14 protein-coding genes are annotated in these 17864 nt (G+C 69.9%); 9 read left to right on the top strand and 5 right to left on the bottom strand.

Going from position 1 to position 17864, the window contains the following annotated elements:
• Positions 1 to 80 precede the first annotated feature (80 nt).
• Complete coding sequence (locus tag ACWEQQ_RS09985) at positions 81 to 995, bottom strand: tyrosine-protein phosphatase (RefSeq protein ID WP_354834944.1); 915 nt, start codon at positions 993 to 995, stop codon at positions 81 to 83.
• A gap of 169 nt (positions 996 to 1164) precedes the next feature.
• The gene (locus ACWEQQ_RS09980) at positions 1165 to 3555 is read right to left on the bottom strand and encodes a PEP-utilizing enzyme (RefSeq protein WP_452347967.1); all 2391 of its coding nucleotides are present in this window, start codon (positions 3553 to 3555) and stop codon (positions 1165 to 1167) included.
• A gap of 166 nt (positions 3556 to 3721) precedes the next feature.
• Between ACWEQQ_RS09980 and ACWEQQ_RS09975 the strand changes: the two genes are divergently transcribed.
• The 6 genes from ACWEQQ_RS09975 to ACWEQQ_RS09950 all read left to right on the top strand — a co-directional run bounded on the left by ACWEQQ_RS09975 (position 3722) and on the right by ACWEQQ_RS09950 (position 11516).
• Entirely contained in the window at positions 3722 to 5230 is a 1509-nt protein-coding gene (locus tag ACWEQQ_RS09975; protein ID WP_452347966.1) for an FAD-dependent oxidoreductase, read from the top strand.
• A 326-nt stretch (positions 5231 to 5556) separates the two neighbouring features.
• Entirely contained in the window at positions 5557 to 6507 is a 951-nt protein-coding gene (locus ACWEQQ_RS09970) for a LysR substrate-binding domain-containing protein (RefSeq protein WP_452338612.1), read from the top strand.
• A gap of 115 nt (positions 6508 to 6622) precedes the next feature.
• On the top strand, positions 6623 to 8764 hold the full coding sequence (locus ACWEQQ_RS09965) for an alpha/beta hydrolase (RefSeq protein ID WP_452347965.1): 2142 nt from the start codon (positions 6623 to 6625) through the stop codon (positions 8762 to 8764).
• A gap of 129 nt (positions 8765 to 8893) precedes the next feature.
• Positions 8894 to 10054 carry a 3-hydroxy-9,10-secoandrosta-1,3,5(10)-triene-9,17-dione monooxygenase oxygenase subunit gene (hsaA, locus tag ACWEQQ_RS09960; RefSeq protein ID WP_452338614.1) on the top strand — a complete coding sequence of 387 codons (1161 nt, stop codon included), beginning with the start codon at positions 8894 to 8896 and terminating at the stop codon, positions 10052 to 10054.
• Positions 10054 to 10908 (top strand): alpha/beta fold hydrolase, encoded by an 855-nt coding sequence (locus ACWEQQ_RS09955; RefSeq protein ID WP_452347964.1) that lies wholly within the window; start codon positions 10054 to 10056, stop codon positions 10906 to 10908. Before hsaA ends, ACWEQQ_RS09955 begins: the two co-directional genes overlap by 1 nt.
• A gap of 83 nt (positions 10909 to 10991) precedes the next feature.
• On the top strand, positions 10992 to 11516 hold the full coding sequence (locus ACWEQQ_RS09950; RefSeq protein ID WP_452338616.1) for a DinB family protein: 525 nt from the start codon (positions 10992 to 10994) through the stop codon (positions 11514 to 11516).
• Positions 11517 to 11592: 76 nt separating this feature from the next.
• Here the strand turns inward: ACWEQQ_RS09950 and ACWEQQ_RS09945 are convergent, their stop codons facing one another.
• Positions 11593 to 13896 carry a LuxR C-terminal-related transcriptional regulator gene (locus ACWEQQ_RS09945; protein WP_452347963.1) on the bottom strand — a complete coding sequence of 768 codons (2304 nt, stop codon included), beginning with the start codon at positions 13894 to 13896 and terminating at the stop codon, positions 11593 to 11595.
• A gap of 156 nt (positions 13897 to 14052) precedes the next feature.
• On the opposite strand from ACWEQQ_RS09945, the gene ACWEQQ_RS09940 reads away from it, so the two are divergent.
• Positions 14053 to 14433, top strand: coding sequence for a hypothetical protein (locus tag ACWEQQ_RS09940; RefSeq protein ID WP_452338772.1), 381 nt, complete (start codon positions 14053 to 14055; stop codon positions 14431 to 14433).
• Positions 14434 to 14436: 3 nt separating this feature from the next.
• On the opposite strand, the gene ACWEQQ_RS09935 is transcribed toward ACWEQQ_RS09940, so the two are convergent.
• Entirely contained in the window at positions 14437 to 15354 is a 918-nt protein-coding gene (locus ACWEQQ_RS09935; protein WP_452347962.1) for an alpha/beta hydrolase fold domain-containing protein, read from the bottom strand.
• 60 nt (positions 15355 to 15414) lie between these two features.
• On the bottom strand, positions 15415 to 16263 hold the full coding sequence (locus ACWEQQ_RS09930; protein WP_452347961.1) for an alpha/beta fold hydrolase: 849 nt from the start codon (positions 16261 to 16263) through the stop codon (positions 15415 to 15417).
• Between the two features lie 53 nt (positions 16264 to 16316).
• Here ACWEQQ_RS09930 and ACWEQQ_RS09925 point away from each other — a divergent pair, with 53 nt between their 5' ends.
• Positions 16317 to 16931: a TetR/AcrR family transcriptional regulator gene (locus ACWEQQ_RS09925; protein ID WP_452347960.1), complete on the top strand. Its 615-nt coding sequence runs from the start codon at positions 16317 to 16319 to the stop codon at positions 16929 to 16931.
• 28 nt (positions 16932 to 16959) lie between these two features.
• On the top strand, positions 16960 to 17864 hold a 905-nt coding region (locus ACWEQQ_RS09920; RefSeq protein WP_452347959.1), incomplete at its 3' end, for a DUF222 domain-containing protein.

The following is a 17864-nucleotide window of genomic DNA, read 5'->3' as shown; positions in this document are numbered from 1 at the left end:
ATGCGGCGGACATACGAATGCCGACGCCGTCCCATGGCCGCCGCCTCCCCGGGCCCACGGCGCCGGCATTCCGGGAACTGCTACTTACCGACCAGCTTGGACTTCAGCGCGGCGACGGTCGCGTCGTCGACGCCCAGGCCCTGCGACAGGAAGTTGTCGAAGGAGCCGAAGCTCTGCTGGACCGCGTCGAAGGAGGCGTCCAGGTAGTCGCGGTCCACGCCGAGCACCGGCTCGAACAGCGACGGATCGGTGACCAGGCCCTTGGCGACCAGGCCGTCCAGCGTGGCCTTGTTCGACGCGGCCAGGTTGTCGTTGGACGCCAGGTAGTTGTTGTAGATCTGGCCCTTCGGCGCGCCCAGGGCGCTCAGCAGGATGGCCGACATCCAGCCGGTGCGGTCCTTACCGGCGGTGCAGTGGAACAGCACCGGGCCGTTGGCGTTGGCGATCTCCTTGACCGCGGCGCTGAACTGCGAGCGCGCGGTCGGGTCGGTGACCATCCACTTGTAGTAGTCGACCATGTACTGATGGCCCTTGCCGTCACCGAGCAGCTGCTGCTGCACGGCCGGGCCGCCCTGCACGGCCTTGGCGAAGAACAGGTAGAAGTCGTTGTTCGGGTCGTAGACCGGCAGCGACTTCTCCGGGATGGAGGCCGGCAGCTTGTCCGGGTTCTGGCCGCGCTCGGTCGGGCTGCGGAAGTCGATGATCTCGACGATGCCCGCCGACACCAGCTGCTGCTGCTCGGCGTCGCTCAGCTTGTTCAGCGCGTCGGACCGGAAGACCGAACCGTCCTTGACCTTGCCCCCGCCGCCCTGGGTCGGGATGCCGCTCAGGTCCCGGGCGTTCGGCGCGGACGGCAGGTCCAGTGACGCGCCCTTGGGCGTCTGTAGCACCGGGACGGGCGCCGCCAGCGCCGGGGTGACGGCGATCGGGGTGAGGGCGATGAGCGCGGCGGCTACACCGGTGAGTGTGCCGCGTACGGCGCGCGAGATCGTCACTAGGGGGTTCCTTTCGGTCACGGACCGGGTGGTGGGGTGTCCCGGTCCGGGCTTCTGACGCGGGCCCGGCTGCCGGATACGGCGTGGGCCCGCGGGTCCGGGCATGACCGACCGGCCTCGGGCGCGAGCGCGGGAGCGCGCCCGAGGCACGGTGCGGTTGCCGGCCGAGCTATTCCGCGTCGGCCAGCAGCGTGATGGTTCCGGCGGCGCCGTCGACCCGGACGCGCTGGCCGTCCTGGAGCGCCGTGCTGGCGGTCTTGGTATCGACGACGCAGGGGACGCCGAACTCGCGGGCCACGATGGCGGCGTGCGAGGCCGCGCCGCCGATATCGGTGACCACCGCGCCCGCGTAGCCGAACATGGCGGTGTGGCCGGTGTCGGTCACCGCGGCCACCAGGATGTCGCCCGGCTCGATGTCGTCGTCGAGGGTCAGCACGCGCTTGACGGTGCCCTCCACCACGCCCGGGCTCACGCCCAGGCCGGAGATGGTGTCGCCGACCGCGATCGCGCCGGAGATCTCCTCCGGCTCCCACGGGCCGTTGACCACGTCGGGCATCCGGATGGCCTGGAAGCGGGTGCGCTCGGCGCGGCGGCGCGCCACCCGCTCCTGCAGATCGGCCGGGGCCCAGAGGATTTCGTCGAGGTTCAGGAACGCCGAATCCTCGATCGCGGTGAGCTTGCCCGCGTGCACCAGGCGCGCGGCCCGCTCCTGGGTGGCCAGACGCAGGCAGTTGGTGACCCGCACGACGGCGTCGCGGGCGCGCTCGCGGTAGACGGTCGCGCCGACGGCCATCTTGGCGGTACGGCTGGTCGGCTCCGGCACCGGTTCGCGGTGCGGCGCGGGCATTTCCGCGGCCCGCCCGGCGGCGGTGACCAGCAGCTCGGGACGGTCGCCGAAGGTGGCGTTGATGAGCTCGCACTCGCCCGGCCCGCGGTGGCCGATCCGGGCCAGCTCCTGGTCGAGGGCCTGCGAGAACTCCGGCGACTTCTCGCGGGCGGCCGCCACGTCACCGGTCTTGGCCAGCGCCTGCAGTCCGGCGTCCTTGCGGCACAGGGCCGCCAGCCGTTCCACGGCCAGCATCGTCTTGGCCGACTCCAGGCGATTCAGGTCGATCTTGACCTCGCCCTTGTGCGCGGCGGTGGCCGCGCCGGTCATCATGACGCCGATGGAGGCCGCCTGCCACGCCTGGTTGAGGCGGTCGCGCCAGAGCAGGGCGCGGGCGTGCAGCTGCTCGTCGGTGAGCTCCGAGATCTGGTCGCGGGTCAGCGCTTCCGCGTGCGAGGCGGCATTGATGTGCTCGGCGGTCTTGCTGTAGCCGAGCGCGGTGGCGGCGACCCGGCCCATGGCCTTGAAGGTGCCGGCGCGGGCGGCCAGGCCGGTCGGCATGGCCGGGCGGCCCTTGGGGTGCAGTTCGACATCGCCGATGGTGCCGTAGACGTCGCGGCGCACGCTCTCCTCGTCCCAGCCGGGCATGTTCTGCGCGGAGAAGACGCCGATGGAGGCATTGATGTACACGCTGTGGCCGAGCACGCTGGTCACGCGGGACACCCAGTGCTCCAGCGCGATTCCCTCGATGGCGATCATGTGGCCCATGGCCTCGTTGCCGAGCCGGATGGCGCCCGCCTGCAGATCGATGGTCAGCGGGGTGAGCGGGCCGGGCAGCGCCTCGGAGGTGTTGGTGGCGGTGTAGACCGGGATGCGGTCGTCGACCATGTCGTCGAACTCGCCCTGCAGGCCCTCGGGCGCAGCCGATTTCAGCGCGTAGCCGTCGGAGGTCGGGGCGTTCTGGGGCACCACGTGGGTGGGCAGCGGAATCGCGCCGCGGCGAGCGCGGATACCGGAGCCGCCGCTCTTGCGGCCGTGCAGCGCGCGCGCCACGTCGGCGATCACCTCGGTGGCGGTCCAGCCGTAGCGGAAGCCCCAGTCCTCCCGGGCGGCGCTCGCGTCCACCGGGGTCTGCGACGCCGACGACTTGGGCAGCCACGCACCGTATTTCACGCCCGCGTCGGCGAGGATGCGCTTCACCTCGGCGCTCGACACGTTGCCGGGCGCGGCCAGCTCGACCACGCCGCCGCGCTGCGACAGCGCCGCCAGCACCAGGAAGCGCTCCAGGTCGTCGTAGTGCAGCACCTGGATGCTGCCCTTGCCGCCGCCGGTCAGGCTCTCCAGCGCGCGCCAGCTGCCGCGGTCGATGCGCCGACCGGCCACCAGCGCGGTGCGCACGACGAGCGCGTCCGCGCCGGAGCCGGTCACGATCTTCTCGACACTCGAATCACCGCCCGCCGCAACGGGAACCACGAGGCGCGCACCGGAATCCTTGGCCGCCTGGGCGATTGCCGCCACCGCGGGACCGGCCAGGTGCACGACCGCGTCCACCCCGGCCACGGCCCGCGCGCAGACCTGGGCGTCGGACAGATCGCCGACGATCACCTCGACCCGCGGGTCCACGTAGCGGTGCCGCTGCCGGTCCAGGCCGACCACCTCGTGGCCGGCCGCCAGCAGCATGCGCGCCACGGCACGGCCGCTCGGCTCGGTGACACCGGTGACCAGAATCCGCATTGACTCTCCTCCTCATGCAGGCATCCCCAACCACAGTGACGCCGTTCACACACCATCCCCAGTGCAACGGGTGGTGACGGGTCACAGTCCCGGTCAACGGGATCGGTGAATCGCTCAGCAAGATGGAGCGCTAAGTGACAGCGGTCGGAGCGGGCACCGTCGAGGCATGACAGTGCGGAATCCGGTCACGCCGCGGGCGGCCGGCGAGGTGAGCCACTACGACATCGAGACCGATGTGCTGGTCGTCGGGTACGGCGCCGCGGGCGCCTCGGCGGCGTACGAGGCGGCCTACGCGGGCGCCCGGGTGCTGGTGGTGGACCGGTCCGGCGGTCCGGGCGGCGCGTCGGCCATGTCGGGCGGCGAGATCTACCTGGGCGGCGGCACCCCGATCCAGGTGGCCTGCGGCTACGACGACACCCCCGAGGCGATGGCGGCCTTCCTGAAGGCGGCGCTCGGCGCGGGTGCGGACGCGGCCAAGATCGACGAGTACTGCGCGGGCAGCGTCGAGCACTTCCACTGGCTGGTCGACCGCGGCGTGCCGTTCAAGCCGACCATGTGGGACGCCCCCACCTGGGTGCCGCCCACCGACGACGGGCTCATGTGGCTGGGCGAGAACAGCTGGCCCTTCACCGAAGTGGCGTACCCGGCCCCGCGCGGGCACCGGCCCACCGCCAATGACTTCGGCGGCAAGCTGCTGATGGAGTGCCTGGCCGGCGCGGCCGAATCCGCCGGCGCCACCGCACTGTTCGACACGCACGTCGGCACCCTGATCGTGGACGGCGACGGTGTCGTGGCCGGAGTGGTCGCGCGGCGGTACGGCAAGGAGATCACCATCCGCGCCCGTCGCGGCATCGTGCTCACCACCGGCGGTTTCGTCGACAACGACGACATGCTCGCCGCCCACGCGCCGCAACTGCTGGGCCACACCAAGGTCAGCGCGGGCACCGACGACGGTTCCGGCATCCGCATGGCCCAGGCCCTCGGCGCGGCCGTGCGCCACATGTCCGCCGGTCAGGTCGGCATGTCCCTCATTCCCGGACTGGCCGCGCGCGGCCTGGTGGTCAACGCCCTCGGCCGCCGCTTCATCAATGAGGACACCTACCCCGGCCGCATCGGCCAGCACGCGCTCTACCGCCAGAACATGGGCGGCAGCTGGGCGGGCGACGACACCGCGGTCTGGGTCGTCGTCGACGAGGACGGCTTCGAGGACGTCCCCGAGCCGCAGCGCTGGGGTGTGCGGCCCACCCACGTCGCCGAGACGCCCGCCGAACTGGAACAGCTGACCGGCCTGCCCGCCGGCTCGCTGACCGCGGCCATCACCCGCTACAACGAATTCGCCCGGCAGGGAACCGATCTCGACCACCACAAGTCGCCCCGCTGGCTGCGCGAGCTGAACCCGCCGTTCGCCGCCATCGACGTCAAGGCCGGCGTGCGCCCGCCGTCGGAGGCCGGTGACCGCCGTGGCACCGGCGCATCCGTCTTCACCCTGGGCGGCCTCCACACCGACCTGGACGGCCACGTCCTCGACCTCGACGGCCGCCCCATCCCGGGCCTCTACGCCGCGGGCCGGGCCGCCAACGGCCTGCACGGCTTCGGCTATATCTCCGGGACATCCCTGGGCGACGGCACCTTCTTCGGCCGCCGCGCGGGCACCGCGGCCGCCCGCCGCGGATAGCCGATCGCTTTGCGTCGACACTCTCGGGCGGCAGGGCACGGAAGCCACTGCGGAACGGGGTTTCGGCGGCGCAACGGGCCAGTCGCTCCAGGATCGAGGCGAGAAGGCTTCGAGGTGGCCGGGACTCGCAGGCGATGAGGGTGACACCGCTCACACCGGGCCGAGGGCCATGGCTGCCGCCGCGCCGGCACCGCCGCCGCTCGGCGTCCGTGGTCGCTGCCCCTTGTCCGCAGCGGCGATCCGGCGGCCGGGTTGCTGCCGCGTCGGGTGAGTTGTGGTGGTCGATGGCCGTTTTGCCACTGGAACGGGTTCTAGACTCGCCCGCTATGGAAATTCACATGCGGCAGCTGCGGTATTTCGTTGCGGTGGCGGAGGAGCTGAGCTTCACGCGCGCCGCGCAGCGGTTGCATGTGGCGCAGCAGGGGCTGAGCGCGCAGATCCGGCAGCTGGAGAAGGCGCTGGATCTGGTGCTGTTCACGCGGACCACCCGCAGCGTCGAGCTCACCGCGGCGGGGGCGGCCCTCCTCGAAGGCGTCCGAAGCGCTTTGGCCACACTGGAAATGGCGGTCGAGCGGGCGGGGGTGGCGCAGCGGCGGGAGTCGGATCGGCTGGTGCTCGGTTATCTGGAGGGCGCGGCGCTCACCCTCACCGAGCCGATCCTCGCGGCCTTCCGTGAACAGCATCCCGGGGTGACGGTCGACATGCGGCAGTTCACCTACGAGGAGCCCGCGGCCGGACTGGAGAGTGGGACCGTCGACGTGGCGTTCGTGCGACTCCCGTTCCGCGCGGCCGGAATCCGCTTCGAGCCCCTGTTCGCCGAGCCGCTGGTGGCGCTGGTGCCCGCCGAGCACCGGCTGGCGGAACTGCCCGAGGTGCGGGTGCGGGACCTGCTCGACGAGCCGCTGCTCGGGGCGGCCACCACCGATCCGGAGTGGAATGCCTTCTGGGAGTTGCACGATCACCGCGACGGGCGGCCCGCGCCGGTGGTGTCCCGGTCGAGTTCGCTGCTCGAGGAGCTGCACAAGGTCGCGGTGGGGGTCGGCGTCGTGCTGACGGTGGCGTCGGCGCGGTGGATGCCGTTTCCCCGGGTCCGGGTGCTGCCGGTCGCGGACGCTCCGCACAACCAGGTGACGGTCGGCTGGCGCGTCGACCACGAGACGCCGCTGGTGCGGTCGTTCGTGGACGTCGCGCGCCGCGTTCGCGATGCCAACCCCGAGCTGGTCGCGCGCCTGGAACACCCCGATCTCGACGACTGCACCCTGCCGCAGCATCTGTGATCGACAACCGGGGCGTGTCAATGGCTGGGCGGCGGACTGAGCCCCCGTTGTCCGGGCGGTGTCGGCGCGCGTGTCGCTCTCGTGTGGCCGCCGTCGTGCGACCAGACTCGGGGGCATGACGGCGGACGAACAGCAGGGTGACGAGCACGGGGACGACGCCCGCGACGCGGTTACCGGGCGCGGCGAAACGACCGAACCCCAGCCGCCCGTATCTCAGCCTGCGGCCGAGCCCGAGCAGCCGACCGAGCCGGAACAGCCGACCGAGCCGGAACAGCCGACCGAGCCCGCCGAGACGACCGAACGTGCCGAGACGACCGAACGTGCCGAGACGACCGAACGTGCCGAGACGACCGAACGTGCCGAGACAACCGAACGTGCCGAGACAACCGGGCGCACCGAGACAACCGGGCGTGCCGAGACAACCGGTCGCGATGAGACGACACCGGGCGAAAAGGTAACCGCGACTGGTGAATCGACCGACACGGGTGAGACGAATGGGCAGGCCGCAGGCGCGGCACGGCCGGCATCGCTGCGTTCACGGGTGTGGGCGGTCGCGGATCGGGCGGAGCGGGCGGTCAATCCGAGCTATCCGGGATTGGTGGTGGCCTGGATCTTCTTCCTCTGGGCGGTGTCGCCCTCACTGCTTCCGCGCACCTGGCTGTTCGAGGGTCTGGTGTGCGGGATCAGTGCCGCCATCGGATACGGCGTGGGTGGCGTGCTGGAGTGGGCCTTCAAGAAGTGGGTGCGGCCACGGCTGCCGGAGTCGGCCGAGGGCCTGGCCAAGCTCTGGCATCCGAGCGAGACGACCCGGGCGGTCAGCAAGGCCGTGATCGTGGTCGGGACCATCGCCGGCGCGGCCCTGGTGCTGGCCCGGTCGGCGCGCTGGCAGCGTGATCTCGAAGTGCTGATGGGGATGACGCCGACCACCACCTCGAGCTACCTGCGCGCCGAACTGGTGGCGGCGGCGACCCTCGCGCTGGTGATCGTGGCGTATCGCCTGATGCGGTGGCTGATCCGGCTGATCGTGCGGCTGCTCAACATCGAATGGCGGGTGCCGCGGAACATCGCCTACCCGGGCGCGGTGATCGTGGTCGCGGTGGTCGCGGTGCTGCTGTTCCAGGGCGTGCTGGCGAAAGCCTTCTTCTCCGTGGCGAATTCGGCGTTCAGCCTGCGCAACGGCAAGACCTCGCCGAGCATCGTCCAGCCGCAGCTGCCCGAAAGGTCCGGCAGCCCACAGTCACTGGCGCCCTGGGACACCCTCGGGTCGGAGGGCCGCTGGTTCGTCGCCACCGCGCCGACCGCGGACCGGATCGCCCAGGTCACGGGAAGGCCCGCGCGCGAACCGATTCGGGTGTACGCGGGCCTGGACTCGGCGAACACGCAGCAGGACATCGCCGATCTGGTGGTGCGGGAACTGGATCGCACCCACGCCTTCGAGCGCAAGGTGCTGGTCGTGGTCACCACCACCGGAACCGGCTGGGTGGACTCCACCACCGCCTCGTCCATCGAGTACATGTACGGCGGTGACACCGCCATCGCCGCCACCCAGTACTCCTACCTGCCGAGCGTGCTGTCGTTCCTGTCCGACCGCGAGAAGGCCACCGAGTCCGGGAATGCGGTGATCCACGCCGTCCATGAGCGCTGGGCGCAGCTGCCGCCGGGACAGCGCCCGAAACTGCTGGTGTACGGGGAGAGTCTGGGCTCGCAGGGTTCCGAGGGCGCCTTCACCGGACTCGACGACATCCGCACCATGGTCGACGGCGTGCTGTGGGTCGGCCCGCCCAACTCCAACCGGATCTGGAGTCAGCTCGAGCGGCGCCGCGATCCGGGAACGCCGGAGATCCTGCCCGTCTACGCCGACGGACTGATCGTCCGCTTCGCCGCCACCGCACCGGAACTGGGCCGCCCGGACCGGGCGTGGTTCGACCCGCGCGTGGTGTATCTGCAGCACGCCTCCGACCCGATCGTCTGGTGGTCGCCGGATCTGCTGTTCACGCAGCCGGATTGGCTGAAGGAGCCGCGCGGTGCGGACGTCTCCAAGTCCATCCGCTGGTGGCCGATCGTCACCTTCTGGCAGATCAGCGCGGACCTGGCCAACGCCCAGGGCGTCCCGTCGGGCCACGGCCACCGCTACGGCGACCTGCCCCTGGACGGCTGGGTCGCGGTGGCCCAGCCGCAGGACTGGAACCCGGACCTGGAACGCAACATCCGCAAGGCCCTCGACGAGGACATCACCTGGGAATACGCCCACAAATAGCCGCTGCACAGCGAGCGGTCCGTATCGAGCGGAACCCGGGTTCCGATCATCGGGACTATTTCGGATCGAAACACCGCGTTGGCCATAGCTTCGAGGGCAGGAAACTCTGGCACGAGGAGGAACGCCCGCATGACTAACAAGGTGCTCGATCGGGTCCGCGATCTGCTGCCCGCGATCCGGGAACGCGCGGTTCAGGCCGAGGCGCAGCGGCGGGTGCCCGACGCCAGCATTGCCGAGCTCACCGAGGCCGGCGTGTTCCGCATGCTCCAGCCGGCCCGCTTCGGCGGCCTGGAGGAGTCGCCGGTGGCCTTCTACGAGGTGATCCGCACCATCGCCACCGTCTGCCCGTCCACCGCCTGGGTGTCCTCGGTGCTGGGCGCGCACCCGTGGCAGCTGGCCCTGTTCGAGGACCAGGCCCAGCAGGACGTGTGGGCCGAGAACTCCGACACCCTGGTGTCCTCCTCCTACGCGCCGACCGGCAAGCTGACCGTGGTCGACGGCGGCTACGAGCTGACGGGTCGCTGGCAGTTCTCCTCCGGCTGTGACCACGCCCAGTGGGTGTTCCTGGGCGCGCTGGTGCCCACCGCGACCGGCATGGACTACTACACGGTCCTGGTGCCGCGCACCGACTACCGTATCGAGGACACCTGGGACGTGTCGGGCCTCGCGGGCACCGGTTCCAACGACATCGTCATCGAGAAGGCCTTCGTGCCGGCCCACCGCGCCTACTCGGCCGCGGACCAGGCCAACCTGGTCGGTCCCGGCCAGCAGGTGAATACCTCTCCGCTGTACAAGATTTCGTTCGGCGCGCTGTTCTCCAACACCATCACCGCCCCGATCATCGGTGCGGCCCAGGGCGCGTACGAGGCGCACATCGAGCGCCAGCGCGAGCGGGTGCGGCTGTCCTACGGCGGGCAGAAGGTGTCGGAGGATCCCTTCGCCCACGTCCGGATCGCCCGTGCCGCTTCGGAAATCGACGCCGCCGTGCTCCAGATGGAGCGCAATATGGGCGAGCAGCTGCGCTATGCGGAGGCCGGTGAGGAGATCCCGTTCGAGCTGCGGCTGGCCACTCGCCGCGATCAGGTGCGCGGCACCGAGCGGGCGCTCGAGGCGATCGACCTGCTGTTCAAGAACTCCGGCGGCCACGCCATCCGCCGCCCGAACATCATCGAGCGCAACTGGCGTGACGCGCACGCGGGCAGCGTGCACGTGATCAACGATGTGGAGCGGGCCCTGGCCATGTACGGCAAGGGCGCCATGGGCCTCGAGGTCGCGGATCGGATGCTCTGATGACCCTGACCGCGGAGAACACCACCCGCTGGGTGACGGTCGACGGCCACGAGCTCCGCTATCACGAGGCCGGCGAGGGCCCGGCGCTGGTGCTGCTGCACGGCTCCGGCGCGGGCGTGTCCGGCTGGGCCAACTTCGGCGACAACCTGCCGGTGCTGGCGCAGCACTTCCGCTGCCTGATCCTGGATCAGCCCGGCTTCGGCGAGAGCGGCCGCCCGGAGGTGTACGAGCGCAACTACCTGCGCATCGCCGCCGACGCGGTGATCGGGCTGCTCGACGAACTGGGCATCGAGAAGGCGCACGTGCTCGGCAATTCCATGGGCGGCACCGTCGCGACCCTGCTCGCGCTCGAGCACCCGGGTCGCGTCGATCGCGTGGTGCTGATGGCGCCCGGCGGCGTCGGCGTGAACGTGCTCGGACCCGAACCGTCCGAGGGCATTACGCGGCTCATGGAGTTCAACGCCAACCCCACCGACGAGAAGGCCATGGGCTTCCTGCGGGCCATGGTCTACAACCAGGCCACCCTCACCGAGGAACTGGTGGCCAAGCGCCTGAAGGCCGCGGCTGATCCCAAGGCCCAGGCCGCCCTGCGCGACGCCTACGCCACCTTCTACAACCCCAAGCTGGCCGAACCGGTCCCGCTGTGGGCACGGTTGAAGGGCATCACGCAGGAGGTGCTCATCCTGTGGGGCCGCGATGACCGGGTCACGCCGGTGGAGGGCTCGCTCTTCGCCGCCCGGCAGCTGCCGAACGCGGACCTGCGCACCTTCGCCCGCTGCGGCCACTGGGTCATGGTGGAGCGCAAGGACGCCTTCGAGCGGTCCGTGATCGACTTCCTGAACAACGGCCTGTAGCAAGCGGTTTCCGATGTTCGGGGGTGGGATTTCCCACCCCCGAACTCGTTTTCCCGGTTTCGGCCCGGCGCTACAGTCCGAGCATGACGTGGACAGCCCCGGACATCACCCGATCCGCCCAGGTGCTCGTCGGCGACGAGCGGGCCATGCTGCACTCTCTGCTCACCCGCGGCCGCGAGATCCTGCTCTGGAAATGCCAGGGGCTCACCGGCGCCCAGCTCGCGACCCGCAGCGTGGAGCCGTCCACCATGTCCCTGCTGGGCCTGATCCGGCACATGACCGAGGTCGAACGCGGCTGGTTCCGGATGCGGGCCGCGGGGGAGTCGGTCGGCTACCTCTACTCCAGCGATACCAGCCAGGACGCCGACTTCGACGACACCATTCCCGAGCAGGCCGAGGCCGACTACGCCCGATTCCTCGAGGAAATCGCCGTGTGCGACAAGGCCATAGCCGATCTTCCTCTCGACCACACCGTCACCCATCCGCGCACCGGGACCGACCTCTCCCTGCGCTGGATCTACCTGCACATGATCGAGGAGTACGGCCGTCATGCCGGCCATGCCGATCTGCTGCGCGAACGCATCGACGGGGCCACCGGCTACCAGTAGCCCGCTTTTCCCCGACACGCGCACGATCCGAATGTGCCTTCGGCCGTGACAGATTCAGGTCGCGTAGCCGGCGGATCTACAGATTGTGTTCGTGCGCCCAGGCGGCCAGCTGCGTGCGGGAGGTGAGCCCGAGCTTGGTGAGGATGTGCTCGACGTGGGTCTCGGCCGTGCGGACCGAGATGACCAGGTCGGCGGCGATGCGCTTGTTGCTGTGACCGGCCGCGACCAGGCGGGCGACGTCCTTCTGACGGCGGGTCAGCACACTGGTTTCCGACAGGGTCGCGGTGGCCGCCCGCGGAGCGCGCTTCAGGGCGGGCGGCGGCGCAACGGGTTCCGGCTCGGCGGCGGTGCGGCCGAGGGCGTAGTCGATGGCCTCCTCCAGCGGCAGGCTCGCGCCCGCGCCGAACGCGGTGCGGAACGCCTCCTCGCCCAGCGCGTCCCGGACCTTGAGCCGCTCCTTCTCACCGACCGCGACGGTGATGGTGTGGGCCAGCCGAATCGTGCTGCGCTGCAGGGATTCCGCCGCACCGAGCAGGCGGGCGGCCCGCTCGTGGTCGCCGTCCGCGGAGACCGTCCAGGCCAGCCCCTCGAAGGCCGACGACAGCCAAATGCAGCGCTCGAACAGGGCCAGCTCCTCGATGGCGCGGCCGTGGAATTCGGCGGCGGCCTCGAGTTCGCCGCGCCGCCAGTGGTCGATCCCGACCGTCCACAGCGCCAGCCCGCCCAGCAGGTGCGAACCGCTGTCGGTGGTGAGTTCCAGGAAGCGCTGGGCCAATTCGGTGCGCCCCGGCGCCTCCAGCACCATGGCCGCCATGAAAGAGAAGGCGTGCGAGTCCATTTCGATGGCGTGCTGGCCGTGTGTGGCCGCCAGCTCGATGGCGCTGCGGCCCAGCTCCAGTGAGCGTTCGCGGTCGCTGGCGGCGAAGGCCAGCAGCGACCGGTCCAGCGCCACCTCGGCCATGATGTCGGTATCACCCAGGGCGGCAGCCAATTCCATGCACTCGCTCACCAGCCGCGCCGCCGACTCCTGATCACCCAGCAGGGCGGCCAGCGAGGCGGCCGAGGACAGCGCCTTGGCCCGCTCGGCGGTCCGCTCCGGATTCCGGGCCAGCGAATCGGTGAGCCAGCGGTAGCCCTCGGACAGGAAGCGGTTGTGCTCCCAGAACGGGCGCAGCACGGTCACCGTGGCCATGGTGCGCAGCGGCTCGTCCTCCAGCCCCGTGCGCAGGGCGGCACGCAGATTCGCGTGCTCGCGGCTCAGCTCCCGGAACCACGCCACGTCCTCCGCGGTCCAGTACGCGGTCTGCCCGCGCATGGCCAACTGCCGGTAGTGCTCGCGGTGCCGCGCCCGGACCTCCTGGTCCGTGCGGCGCTCGGCGAGCCGGTCGGCGGCGAACTGACGGATCGGCTCCAGCATCGAGTACCGGGCGACATCCCCGTCGAAGCGCAGCATCACCACCGACTTGTCCACCAGCCCGGTCAGCGCCTCCATCAGCGACGCGGACCCCAGCTCGCACACCGCCTCCGCGGCATCGATGTCGAAACCGCCCGCGAACACCGAAAGCTGTTCCCACAAGGCCTGTTCCGCCGCGGTGCACAGGTCGTAGCTCCAGCGGATCGCGCCCTCGATGGTCTGCTGGCGCTGCGGCGCGGTGCGCGGTCCGGCGCTGAGCAGCCCGATGGTGTCGTCGAGACGGTCCAGAATCTGCTCCGGCGTGAACATGCGCAGCCGCAGCGCCGCCAGCTCCAGCGCGAGCGGCATGCCCTCGAGGCGGCGGCAGATCTCCGCCAGCACCGGCCGGTTGCCGGCGGTGGCCTGGAAGCCCGGGTTGGCGGCGCTGGCGCGCTCGATGAACAGCTGCAGCGCGTCGCTGTCCTCGCCGGCGGTCTGGGCCACGGTCAGCGGCGGCACCGGCATGACCTGTTCGCCCGGTATCCCGAGCACCTCGCGGCTGGTGGCCAGCACCCGCACATCCGGTGTGGTGGCGATGATCCGGCCGACCAGCGCGGCGCACGCCTCGATCAGATGCTCACAGTTGTCCAGAATGAGCAGCAGCCGCTTGTCGGCCAGGAATTCGGTGAGCCGGGGCAGCGGCGCGGTGGATTCGTCGCGCAGGTTCAACGCCTCGGTGACACTCAGGGTGACCAGCGCTGGATCCTGCACATCGGCCAGCTCGACCAGCCATACGCCGTCGGGGAACGCGCGCGCGACGAGGTGCCCGATCTGTCGTGACAGGCGGGTCTTTCCCATGCCGCCGGGACCCAGCAGGGTGAGCACCCGGGTGGTGGGCAGCAGGCGCTTCGCAGTAGCCAGCTCGTCGCGGCGGCCGACGAAGCTAGTTACCTCTTCGGGGAGGTTTCCATTGACACGCCGCGCCATGGCGTCAAACCTATGTGATTTGCCGCATTCTGTGCCAGCAGGTTCGCATAAACGCAGCTCGCGGCCGCTGCTGATGTGTGCGGCGATACACTCGACCGGGTGCCGAGCCGAACGCGCCGAGCCCGCCTGGCGGACGTCCACGAATTGGCGGCCGGTATGCCGCACGTGACCATCGAGCACGGGCCCGCGGGCAACCCGGTCTACCAGGTCGGCCGCAAGTCCTTCGTCTACTTCCGGACCCCGCGCCCCGACGCCGCCGACCCGGTGACCGGGGAGCGGTACGACGACGTCATCATCTTCTGGGTGCCGTCGGAGGACGACAAGCTGGCCCTCGCCCAGGACCCGGATTCACCGTTCTTCACGACCCCGCACTTCCAGGGGCATCTCTCGGTCCTGGTGCGCGGCAGTCGAATTCCCGAACTCGGCCTGCAGGAGCTCACCGAGGTCGTGCAGGACGCCTGGCTTTCGCGCGCCTCGGCGGCCAGGGCGCGACGGTGGCTGGCCGAAAACGCGCCGGGGACAGGCAAATCCGGCTGAGGCTCAGGCCGGGGAGGCCGCCGGGGTCAGTGCGCCGCGCAGGGCGTCGATGATCAGCTTGCGCGCCTCGGTACCTTCGGGAGTCGGTGTCAGGGGATAGACGTGGACCAGTTCGGGCGCCTCGTGATAGTCGACCTCGACGCCGGCGGCCCGGGCCTTGCCCACCATGATCCGGGTGTCGGGCACGAGGATGTCGCGGGTGCCGCAAAAGACGGTGAGCGGGCCGAGGCCGGTGAAGTCGGCGAACAGCGGGCTGACCCGCGGGTCGGTGATCGAGAGCGGGCCGCGCCAGTGGTCGCCGAGGACCAGGCCGCCATCGCGTCCGAGCCAGGGATCGTCGGCCTGGACGGTCAGGATCTCCGGATTGCTCAGGCTCAGGTCCAGGGCGGGTGAAATCAGCACTGTCCGAGGCACTGCCGGTTGCTGCTCGTCGCGGAGCAGGACCGCCGTGGACAACGCGATCTGGCCGCCCGCCGAATCCCCCGCCAGGCAGACCTCGCCGTACTTTTCTCGATTGGCGCGAACAAGATTCGCGAAGGCGGGGATCACCTCATCGGCGGTGCCGTAGGGGATGAGCGGATAGATCGGCACCGTGACCGTGGTGCCCGCCTCGGCCGCGATATCGGCGGCCAGCTGCCAATGCTGCCGGGCGACCTCATTGACCCAGCCGCCGCCGTGGCAGTACACGACATTGCCTCGGGCGCGCCCGGATCGGGGCGTGAGGGTGTAGATCGGCCAGCCGTTCTCCCGGCGCACCTCGATGGTCACATCCGCACGCAACAGGCGCGGCGGGCCGTACGCCTGGGGCCGGAGGCTGCGCTCCCGAATGTGCTCGCGTGCACCCTCGGCGCTGATGAACGGCCGATTGGCCCGGACGACCCGCAGATACGCGGGCACCGCCCGACTGAGCAAGCTGGGCATCAGCGCCTCCCGTGCGATAGTCCGTCTGCGGCCTCGACCATACCGAATCGGACCAATGCCCTAGCTGTGTTCGATGACCGCGCCGGTCAGGAAGGCGGACATGGCGGCGGCGACGGCATCCGGCTGATCGAGCATCGACAGGACGTAGGCGTCGTCGATCTCCACCAGGCGCGCCTCGGGAATCAGTTCGGCCAGGCGGCGGCCGTGCTCGCGCGGCATCACCTTGCCGGCCGACGACCACAGGATCAGGGCCTCGCCCCGGAAGTCGCGCAGCGCTTCGGTATTCGCGATGAGCTCGGCCTTGTTGCGGCGGGATCGGGCGTAGGCGAGCAGATCGCGCTGAATCCGCTTGTCCCGCAGGCCGGGATCGGTCCAGCCGCGGATAATCTCGTCGCTGAGCGGATAGCGTGCCATCCAGCCGAACAGCAGCGGTGAGGAGCGCAGCCACCGGATGCGTAACTGCTTGAGCGCCATCGTGATTCCGCCGGGCAGCGCCGCGCCCACGATGGCCGTCTTGCCCGGCAGGCCGGGTGGGAAGTTGGCGAAGGCCTCGCAGGGCAGCACGATGAACCGGCCGACGCGCTCGTCGAGGCCGTAAGCGGTGAGGAAGAGCCCGCCGCCCCAGTCGCTGTGCACCAGCGTGACGTCGCGCAGGTCCAGGGCGGCAAGGAAATCCGCGATCAGCTGATTGAGCCCGCGCAAGGTCAGATCCGTGCCCTCACGCAAGGGCTCCGGATGCGATCCGAGCGGCAGATCCGGCAACACATACCGGAAGCCCTCGGGCAGCTTGCCGATCACCTCGTCCCACACCGTGTGGTTCATCAGCAGCCCGTGCAACAGCACCACCGGTGGCCCCTCGCCCCGCTCGGCGTAGTGCACCCGTCCCGCACTCAGTTCGACAGCCGGCATGATATCTCCCCTCTAGAGCGCACGCTCTAGTGCGTTTGCTCTAGTCTGGACGGGTGAGCGAGAAGCTGTCAACCACCACCCGGGATCGCCTGGTCACCGCCGTCGCCGAACTCATGCGTGTCCAGGGCTACAGCGCGATCACCGTCAAACAGATCACCTCGGCGTCGGGCGCCCCGATGGGTTCGCTCTACCACCACTTCCCCGCCGGAAAGTCGGCCATCGCCGCCGAAGCCCTCCGCGTCTCGGGCGCCGCCTACATCCAGCTGCTGCCGCTCCTGATGGACGTCCACGACGACCTCCGCGTAGCAGTCCCGGCCGCCTTCACCGCCGCCGCGGAAACCATCGAGCAGGCCGGCTGGATGAACATGTGCCCGGTCGGCACCGTGGCCGGGGAAGTCGCCGACAGCGAACCCGGAATCCGCGACGTGGCAGCGGAAGTCATGAACTCCTGGATCGACGACGGCACAAGCTATTTCATCCGCCGTGGCCTGGAAGCGGCCGACGCCCGGGAACTGATGATTGCGATTCTCGGTGCGCTGGAAGGAGCTTTCATTCTCAGTCGGACCCTGCGATCGACAGAACCGCTTTTGTCCGCCGGTAAAACGATGGGTGCCCGTGTCTCAGAAATTGTGAAAAGACAAGGGATACTGGACATTTCGGGTTCCTAGGTTGTTGCTATAGCGGTAAAATCAATGCATGAATTCGACGGGGGTGACACTCGACGCATGCGGCATCGCCGACCTGGCGACCGCCGTCGAAACCCTGTCGAATTCCGTCCTCCACGGCAACCTCACCCCGTTCTCCGACGGTAATGTCGTGGAGCTGATGCAGCGCCTGGAAACCTGCAAACGCCAACTGTCCGCCCTGGATTCACGCCTGATCATCGAGGCTGCGAATCGCTCCCTGCCTCAAACCAGCGGAGCCGGGGACCTGGTGCCGTTCCTGCGCCAGACACTGGGATTGTCGAAATACGACGCGTCGGTGCGGGTGAAGATCACCCGCCAGTGCGGAGAATTCTTCGAGCCCACCGGTCATCTGCGCCCGGCCGTGTTGGCCGGGACCGCCGAAGCCTTTGAGGCAGGGGATATCTCGCGTGATCATGTCCGCAACATCATCGACGTGATGAACCACCTGCCTGCTGACATTCCCGCCGAGACCCGTGCCGAGGCCGAGGACATTCTGGTCGGCCACTCGCGGGTCGGCTGGCCTGATGACCTGCCCAAGATCGGTCGCGACATCCTCGCCCGCATCGACCCCGACGGCAAGGTCGTCTCCGACACCGACCGCCGTCGCCGCCGCGGCTTGATCCTCGGCCGTCCCGGGGTGGACGGGATGTCGTGGATCGAGGGCTGGATCACTCCGGAACTGCGGGCCCTGTTGGATGCGGTGTTCGCCAAGTTGGCGCGTCCGGGTAGGTGCAACATCGACGACGCCGACAGCGTTGCCGCCACCGTCAAGGTGGTCGATTCGACGGTGTTGGAGGCGGCCGCGCGTCGGGACCGTCGTGATGCCGGTCAGCGCACCCACGACGCCCTGTTCGCGCTGCTGCAGCCCGGTGTCGACCCCGCCAAGCTCGGCTCACACCGCGGCCTGCCGGTACA

It is taken from the genome of Nocardia sp. NPDC004123 (genome assembly GCF_053603795.1).
This window is presented reverse-complemented; position numbering and strand designations above follow the sequence as displayed.

Coding starts and splice junctions, on each gene's coding strand:
- ACWEQQ_RS09980 (WP_452347967.1), bottom strand. CDS start 3,555: ATGCGGATTCTGGTCACCGGTGTCACCGAGCCGAGCGGCCGTGCCGTG.
- ACWEQQ_RS09970 (WP_452338612.1), top strand. CDS start 5,557: ATGGAAATTCACATGCGGCAGCTGCGGTATTTCGTTGCGGTGGCGGAG.
- ACWEQQ_RS09950 (WP_452338616.1), top strand. CDS start 10,992: ATGACGTGGACAGCCCCGGACATCACCCGATCCGCCCAGGTGCTCGTC.
- ACWEQQ_RS09940 (WP_452338772.1), top strand. CDS start 14,053: ATGCCGCACGTGACCATCGAGCACGGGCCCGCGGGCAACCCGGTCTAC.
- ACWEQQ_RS09965 (WP_452347965.1), top strand. CDS start 6,623: ATGACGGCGGACGAACAGCAGGGTGACGAGCACGGGGACGACGCCCGC.
- ACWEQQ_RS09930 (WP_452347961.1), bottom strand. CDS start 16,263: ATGCCGGCTGTCGAACTGAGTGCGGGACGGGTGCACTACGCCGAGCGG.
- ACWEQQ_RS09935 (WP_452347962.1), bottom strand. CDS start 15,354: ATGCCCAGCTTGCTCAGTCGGGCGGTGCCCGCGTATCTGCGGGTCGTC.
- hsaA (WP_452338614.1), top strand. CDS start 8,894: ATGACTAACAAGGTGCTCGATCGGGTCCGCGATCTGCTGCCCGCGATC.
- ACWEQQ_RS09945 (WP_452347963.1), bottom strand. CDS start 13,896: ATGGCGCGGCGTGTCAATGGAAACCTCCCCGAAGAGGTAACTAGCTTC.
- ACWEQQ_RS09955 (WP_452347964.1), top strand. CDS start 10,054: ATGACCCTGACCGCGGAGAACACCACCCGCTGGGTGACGGTCGACGGC.
- ACWEQQ_RS09975 (WP_452347966.1), top strand. CDS start 3,722: ATGACAGTGCGGAATCCGGTCACGCCGCGGGCGGCCGGCGAGGTGAGC.